This is a genomic window from Anaerolineae bacterium (genome assembly GCA_014360855.1).
Classification (GTDB): Bacteria; Chloroflexota; Anaerolineae; order JACIWP01; family JACIWP01; genus JACIWP01.
On sequence record JACIWP010000168.1, the window covers coordinates 1 to 7,228 of the forward strand.

The window sequence follows — 7,228 nt, forward strand, 5'->3', positions numbered from 1 at the left end:
ACGAGCGACCCCGTGTTCGTCGAACGGGCTTCGGGCACGCCAACACCCACGCATACGCCAACGGTGACGGACACCATCTTGCCGTCCCCGACGCCGACCGCCACTTCGACCCCTACTGCGACCTTGACTGCAGTGCCGACTGGGACGCCGACAGCAACCATGGACCCTGACCCCACCCCCACGGGGACGCCGGCCGCCGGGGGTCGCCTCTGGCTCCCCCTGATCCTGGCGCCGTAGACGACGGGATGCGTGTTATCCTCCCTGAATGGGCTGGGGAGAGCCTGTCCGACGTAACAGAGTAGAGGGAGCATGCGGATGGCAAGACGAGCGCTTGTACTGCTGACGGTGCTGATATTGGCGGCGGTAATTTGGCCGGCCGGGGGCGGGACGACCGCCGACCAGACGCCGGCACTGCCCTTCTACGGCATCCAGTTCCGCGATATCCTTTCTCAGCGGGACCTGCTGGCGCCGGCGGGGAATGCCGGCGCGGAGCTGATCCGGGTCAACCTGCGCTGGGCCGAGGTCGAGCCGACGAACACTGATCCACCGACCTACGTGTGGGACAAGTACGATGCACTGTTCGGCGCCATGGCGCAGGCCGGCTTTGCCATCATGGTCACCGTGCGTGACAACCCCTCTTGGGCGGCCACGACTCCCTGTGGGCCGATCGATAAAGTGCCGGCGGGCCGGCTGGTCAGCTTCCTGCAGGCGGCAGTGGCGCGCTACAGCGGCGCGCCCTATCACATCAAGTATTGGGAGCTGTACAACGAGCCGGACAATCAGCGCCCCGATATGCACCAGCAGGGCGGATGCTGGGGCCAATATCCGGCACAATACGCCGCACTGCTGGGCCAGGCCTACCCCGCGGTGAAGGCCGTTGACCCGCAGGCACAGGTGGTCTTCGGCGGCCTGGCGCTGGAACTGCTGGAAGACTATTTCAACCATATGTTCCTGAACCAGGTGCTGGACAGCCCTGGCGGCAAGCAGTTTGACCTGATGAATTTCCACTATTATCGGGCGTTTCACTGGCGCTGGGACCCCTTCGGGAAAGACCTCATCGGCAAGACGGCCTATGTGCGCGGGGAGATGGCGCAGGCCGGCCTGCAGAAACCCATCATCCTGACCGAGGTGGGCTATCCCAGCGCGGGGCCGGCCGAGGATGGGCAGGATTACAGCGAGGAGGCCAGCAGTCGCTATCTGGTGCAGGCCCATGCCCGCGCCCACGCCGCCGGCCTGCGCGCCGTCGTCTGGTTCGAGATGATGGACGACCCGAACGACCCGCGCAAGTACGGCCTCCTGCGGGCGGATGGTTCTGCAAAGCCCTCGTACACGGCCTATCAGACCTTCACCCGCGAGCTGGCCGGCCTGCCCTATCTGCGCGATGCCTCACAGGGCACGCTGGAGGCCTATGCGTTCGACGCCGGCGATCGAGAGAAGCTCGTCTGCTGGAGCGAGACGGTCACGCAGACGATGTCCCTGCCGGCCGACGGTGTATGGATCGTGGACAAAGCCGGCCGGCGGAGCGGCGTCCTGGATGGTTCGCCCGAGGACCTGGACGGCCGGCGGGACGGCATCACCAGCTTTCCCGTCGGACCGGACCCGCGCATCGTCTATCCCCTGATGCGCTCGGAACTCCCCGGGCCGGCGGCCTATCTGCCGCGCATGTCCCGCGGCGCCCGCTGAAAAGAGCATATGGATTGGCGACTGGAATCCCTTTCTCAAGATGAGAGGCCGGCCGGCTGTCCGGTCTGCGGCTGTGGGGACTACAGGGAGCAGGAAGGGCTTCGTGACTGGCGGCTGGGCACCCCCGGCGAATATACCCTGCGGTACTGCCGGCACTGCGGCCTGGCCTGGATCGCCGACCCCAAGGAAGCGCCGCCTCTGCCGGCGGTGGAGCTGGCGCGGGCGCCGGCGCGTGCCGGCTGGCGGCGCTGGCTCAAACGGGCGGTCCTCTCCACCTGGAAGGGCTATCCGGCGCCGGCTCCCACCTGGCTGGCACGCTGGCTCGGTATGCTCGTCGGATGGCCCCTTGCCGGCCGCCTGTCCCTTCTCCCTCCTTACGTGCCTGGGGGCAGACTGCTGGACGTGGGGTGCGGCGCCGGCCAGTACGTCTGCGCGATGCGTGACCTGGGCTGGCGCGCGTTCGGGCTGGAGCCGGCGCTGATCCACGGCTCTGCCGGCGCGCCGGATGACGGGGCATTTGCCGCCGGCCGCGCCGAACAAATGCCCTTTGCCTCCGCACAGTTCGACGTTATCACCTTCTGGCACAGCCTGGAACACACCCTTTCTCCCCATACTGCACTGGCCGAGGCCCGGCGCCTTCTGCGGCCGGCGGGGCGGTTACTGCTGGAAGTGCCCAATCTGGACAGCCTGCAGGCGCGGGTCTTCGGCCGGTGGTGGGTGCATCTCGACGTGCCGCGGCACCGCTGTGATTTCACGCCGGCGGCACTGCGCCGTCTCCTGCAGGACACGGGGTATATGGACGTTATCCTGCGCTCGCGGCCTTCCGCGGTCGGCTGGGAAGGGAGCATCCGTAATTGGGCCTCTGCGCATGGGATCCATCTGCGGGGGGTAGGACCTTTGTTACGGCTGTTGGCACACCTGGCCGCCGGCTTGGAACAGATATGGGGGGCGGGGGGCGGTCTCTGGGCGAGCGCGCGGCCGGCGCCCGCGCCTGTGGTCCTGGGCAGTGCTGAACCCGGTGCGCCTCCCCAGTTATCCGTGATCATCGTTACCTGGAACTGCCGGCCGGCGCTGGAACGGTGTCTGGAATCCCTGCGGCCGGCGCTGGCGGGGCTTTCGGCGGAGATCATCGCGGCGGACAATGGCTCCGCGGACGGCACGGTCGAGTGGCTGTGCCGGCAGGCACCCGACGTGCGTGTGCTGACCTTCCCGGAGAACCTGGGCTATGCCGCGGCGGCCAACCGCGCCGCACAGCTTGCGCGCGGGGAGTATCTCTGGTTCCTCAATCCCGATACCGTCGTGGAGCTAGGTGCGGTGAAGGCGCTCCTCAATGGGATGGCAGATCATCCCCGGGCCGGGGTTGTCGGCCCCCAACTGCTGACGGCAGATGGCAGGACGTATCCCCTCTCTGCGCGGCGGTTCCCCACCCTCTGGACGGAACTGCTGGAAAAGGCCGGCCTGCGGGGTCCATCCTTTTCCCGGCTTGCGCTCATGCTCGGAGATGAAACCGCTGAGGCGCCGGCGGTGTCCGGGGCGGCGATGTGCGTGCGCCGGCCGGCCTGGGAGGCAGTCGGCGGGTTCGATGAGCGCTATTTCCTGTATGCGGAGGACATGGACATTTGTCAGGCCTTGCGCGCCGCCGGCTGGCAGGTATATTATGTGGGGCAGGCAAAGGTGATTCATTTGGGGGGCAGAAGCAGTGCCCTGTGTCCGGAGGAGGCCGGCGTGCAGGCGCTGGTCAGCCTCCTGCGCTATTTCCGCAAGCAACACGGCCGGCTGGCGGGGCATGCCTACCGCTGGATGATCACCCTGTTATCCCTGATGAAGATGGCGATAATGGGGCCGGCCGGGCTGTTCGTGCCGGCGGCGCGCGCCAAAACGGCACTCCAGTGGCGGGTGCTCAAGCGCTTGTGGCGGGAGCCTATGATTGGGTGATGCAGGCGGGGCAGGTGGTGATGTTCTTGCGAAGCAGTGGCGAATGCGCCGGCATCGAGCGCCGGCTGATATATATCTCGCAGGCGCTGACAGCGGCCGGCTTCCAGCCACTGCTGGGCCTGCTGTACCGCCGGCGGCCCGGCCGGCCGGACGAGCACCCGGCCGCGCGGTTCGCCGCGGCGCAGGGGGTACCGGCGGTGCAGATACCCGATCCCGCCCCCTGGTCATCGAGAGCCGTCGGTTCCCTGCGCATCATGTTCCGGCAGGAACGCCCGCCGGCTGTGCACTGCAACGATTACCGCAGTGATATGCTGGCATGGGCAGCGCGGGGGAGGGGACTTGACATAACTCTCATAAGCACCTGTCACGGGCATACGGGCGCCACCGCCCGGGTGCGCTCGTACGAGCTTTTGGACCGACTGCTCCTGCCGCGCTTTGACTGGGTCGTCGGGGTGTCGGAGTATCAATGCCGGCTCCTGCGCCGGTGGGGGGTGCCGGCGGAGCGCATCCGCTACTTGCCCAATTTTATCGAGCCGGGGTGGGAGGCCGGGGATGCCGGTGCGTGGCGGGCGGAGACGCGCCGGCGGCTGGGACTGGCGGAGGGCCAGCCGGTGCTGGGATACTTCGGGCGGGACAGCCGGGAGAAGGGGCTGGATGTTTTGCTGAAAGCCTTTTTGCCCATACGCAGGGAGCGGCCTGACGCAAGAGTATTGGTGGTCGGGCCAGAGCGCCGGCTGTCGGCGGGAGATGGTATCATCTGGGCCGGCTTTCAGCCGGATATCCGCCCCTGGCTGAGCGCCTGCGACCTGGTGATCGTGCCCTCGCGCCGGGAGGCGTTCGGCCTGTCGGCGCTGGAGGCGTTGGCGCTCGGCCGGCCGGTCAGCGCCTCGCGCGTGGGCGGCCTGCCGGAGATCGTTCGCGAGGGGGTGGGCGGCCGGCTGGTGCCGCCAGGAGATGCGGCGGCGCTGGCGGAAGCGGTGCTTGAGGCGCTGGCGGCCCCCGAACGGCTTGGGGAATGGGGCGAGGCCGGCCGGCGCGATGTCTGGTCGCGCTATCGCGCCGAAGCAGTACTCCCCCAATGGGTTGAGCTGTACCGCACGCTGGGGTCGGGTCAAAGGGGGAAGCGCATCGGGCGCGTATAGTGCATGGAACGGGACATCTTGTTGGTGACGTTGGGGTTCCCGCCGGCGCGCGGCGGCATCCAGAGCTGGCTGTATCAGCGGGCATCTTTTGCCGCGGAGCGCATCGTCGTGGCGGCGCCGGCGGCGCCCGGGGCGCGGGAGTTCGATGCTCGACAGCCGTTCCCGGTCGTGAGATGGCCGGCGCTCGGGCGCGGGGTCCCTGGCTGGCGCCGGCTGACGCAGTTTCTCTTCCCACTGTGCCTGTTCCCTTTGCTCCGTCGGCGGTACCCCTTCCAGATGCTGGAATGCGGCCAGGCCCTGCCGTTTGGGGTAGCGGCGCGCCTGATTCATAAATGGTGGGGCGTGCCCTACCGCATCTGGGCGTTTGGCGATGATATCCGGAAGCCGGCAGTGCGCTGGTGGGCGCGGCCGTTCCTCACTGCCGCACTGCAGAAAGCGGATCGCGTGCTGGCGATCAGCGGGTTTACCCAGGGGCTTGTGGCGGCGACAGGGTATCCGGAACAGCAGATCGAGGTCATTCACCCTTTTCTCGGACTCCCCGGGGCTGGCGGGACGGCGGCGCCGGCGCGTGGGGACGGGCCTGTGCTCCTGACAGTAGCACGGCTGGAACGGCGCAAGGGAGTGCATGTGATGCTCTCGTTGGTACCTAGACTGCGCCGGCGCTTTCCTGGCCTGCGGTACTGGATCGTCGGGGATGGGCCGGAGCGCCGCCGGCTGGAAGCCCTGGCGCGGGCACTGGGCATCGCGGATGCGGTGCGCTTCTGGGGGGATGTGCCGGATGCGGATTTGCCGGCGGTATATACTGCCAGCGACCTCTTTGTCCTCCTGCCGACACCCGATGAAGAGGACGGTGAGGTGGAAGGGTTCGGGATGGTGTATCTGGAGGCGGCGGCGTGCGGCGTCCCAGCGGTGGCATGGCGCACGGGAGGGGTGGCCGAGGCTGTGGTGGATGGGGTGACGGGCCTGGTGGTGCCGGCCGGCGATGCCGGCGCCGCAGGGGATGCCATCGAGCACCTGCTTGCGGATTCGGTCTTGCGTCGAGAGATGGCTGACGCGGCCAAGGCACATGCTGGCGCCGTTGCGGAACGGACGCGCGCCAGCCTGCGGCGGTTGGATGAGGGTCATGGCTGATTGGAACCAGGGGACAGCATCTCCCAGGCTCGGCGGCCTGCGGTGGACATGGGCCGGCTTGCTCTGTGCGTTGGCCGCGCTCCCGCTGTGGAGCATGCCGGCCACCAGCTTCGGCTTTGAGCCGGACAAAGCACGGCTGGCGGTACTGCTGGTGCTGGGCGGGTTTGGTCTCGGTGTAGTGCTGGACCCCGCGGGCATGCGCGCGGAAATGGTCAGGTTATGGAACGGCGTTCCCCTGCCGGCGCGCCTCGGACTGGCCGGCCTGACGGCGCTGACCCTGCTCGCGCCGCTGTGGTCGGTGCAGTCGAGCTGGAGCATATGGGGCAGTCCCCACCGCGAATTCGGCCTATTCACCCAACTGGCGCTGATGATCAGCATTATCGCCGCCGGCCTGCTGGCGCGCTCCCCCTAGGGATGGCGGCTTTTGCGGTGGGCGATCGTGCTGACGGGGAGCTGGGTGGGGCTGGCCGGCGTGTGGTGGGCACTGGGCTGGCCGCTCCCCCGCATGTGGCAGGGGGACCCGTTCCTGGGGCGAGCCTTTGTCAGCCTGGGGAATCCCGATTTCCTGGGGAGCTTCCTGGTGCTGGTCCTGCCGGCGCTGTGGCTGGAGCTGTGGGCGGCCTGGCGCGCCCGGCGTGTGGGGTATGCCGGCTGGCTGGCCGTGTGGACGGGCATCGCGTTGTGGCTGTTGTGGCGGTCCGGGGCGCGCGGGGCATGGCTGGGGCTGGCACTGGCCGGCGCGCTGGCCCTGACGCTGACAGCCGCGCGCCGGCGGCTTTGGGCCGGCGTACTGCTGGGCGCGGCGGCATCCCTTATGCTGGCCGCGGCCGGCATCTGGATCTTGGCACAGGGGCTTGCCCTGCCGGAAGCGGCCGGCTGGCTGGACCCGACGGGCAGTGGTCGGCAAAGAGGAGAGTTTTGGGGCGAATTGGTCTCGTTCCTGCGGCACGGCATGCCGGCGTGGCGGTTGGCCCTCGGATATGGCCCGGATGTGCAGGGGCTGGTCCTGCCGAATTATCTGGCGTACCGTGCTCCTACGGTGGGGGATCCCGCGCCCCTTCTGCTGGATCGGGCGCACAATGTCCTGCTGGATATCCTGCTCACAGAGGGAGCCGCCGGCCTGGTCTGTTGGGCGGCCCTGGGAGCAGGAGCTGTGATGGCCGGCCTGCGGGCGCTGGCGCCGCGTGCACGCTGGGGCAGGGGGATCGTGGTCGGGGCAATGGGAGCGGCGGTTGTCCTGGCGATGGGCTTGGCATGGCGCCTGCCGCCGGCGTACTGGCCGGCCGCCATCGGCATCGCCACTGCCGGCGGTGTCTCGGTCGGCTGCGCCGCGGCCA

General features: G+C 68.6%; 7 protein-coding genes. All 7 read left to right on the top strand.

Annotation, left to right across the window (positions count from 1 at the left end):
- Positions 1 to 237, top strand: a 237-nt coding sequence (locus H5T60_09805) for a hypothetical protein (GenBank protein ID MBC7242726.1), incomplete at its 5' end; no start/stop codon positions are given.
- Positions 238 to 315: 78 nt separating this feature from the next.
- Positions 316 to 1,683 (top strand): cellulase family glycosylhydrolase, encoded by a 1,368-nt coding sequence (locus tag H5T60_09810; protein MBC7242727.1) that lies wholly within the window; start codon positions 316 to 318, stop codon positions 1,681 to 1,683.
- A gap of 9 nt (positions 1,684 to 1,692) precedes the next feature.
- Complete coding sequence (locus H5T60_09815) at positions 1,693 to 3,618, top strand: glycosyltransferase (protein ID MBC7242728.1); 1,926 nt, start codon at positions 1,693 to 1,695, stop codon at positions 3,616 to 3,618.
- Positions 3,615 to 4,760, top strand: a complete 1,146-nt coding sequence (locus H5T60_09820; protein MBC7242729.1) for a glycosyltransferase family 4 protein — start codon at positions 3,615 to 3,617, stop codon at positions 4,758 to 4,760. Before H5T60_09815 ends, H5T60_09820 begins: the two co-directional genes overlap by 4 nt.
- Positions 4,761 to 4,763: 3 nt before the next feature.
- Positions 4,764 to 5,891, top strand: a complete 1,128-nt coding sequence (locus H5T60_09825) for a glycosyltransferase (GenBank protein MBC7242730.1) — start codon at positions 4,764 to 4,766, stop codon at positions 5,889 to 5,891.
- Positions 5,884 to 6,303: a hypothetical protein gene (locus H5T60_09830; GenBank protein ID MBC7242731.1), complete on the top strand. Its 420-nt coding sequence runs from the start codon at positions 5,884 to 5,886 to the stop codon at positions 6,301 to 6,303. Before H5T60_09825 ends, H5T60_09830 begins: the two co-directional genes overlap by 8 nt.
- 12 nt (positions 6,304 to 6,315) lie before the next feature.
- The coding region (locus tag H5T60_09835; protein MBC7242732.1) for an O-antigen ligase family protein at positions 6,316 to 7,228 on the top strand (913 nt) is incomplete at its 3' end.

Excerpts from the sequence above, each read along its gene's own strand:
- H5T60_09815 (MBC7242728.1), top strand. The coding sequence starts at position 1,693 with ATGGATTGGCGACTGGAATCCCTTTCTCAAGATGAGAGGCCGGCCGGC.
- H5T60_09825 (MBC7242730.1), top strand. The coding sequence starts at position 4,764 with ATGGAACGGGACATCTTGTTGGTGACGTTGGGGTTCCCGCCGGCGCGC.
- H5T60_09830 (MBC7242731.1), top strand. The coding sequence starts at position 5,884 with ATGGCTGATTGGAACCAGGGGACAGCATCTCCCAGGCTCGGCGGCCTG.
- H5T60_09810 (MBC7242727.1), top strand. The coding sequence starts at position 316 with ATGGCAAGACGAGCGCTTGTACTGCTGACGGTGCTGATATTGGCGGCG.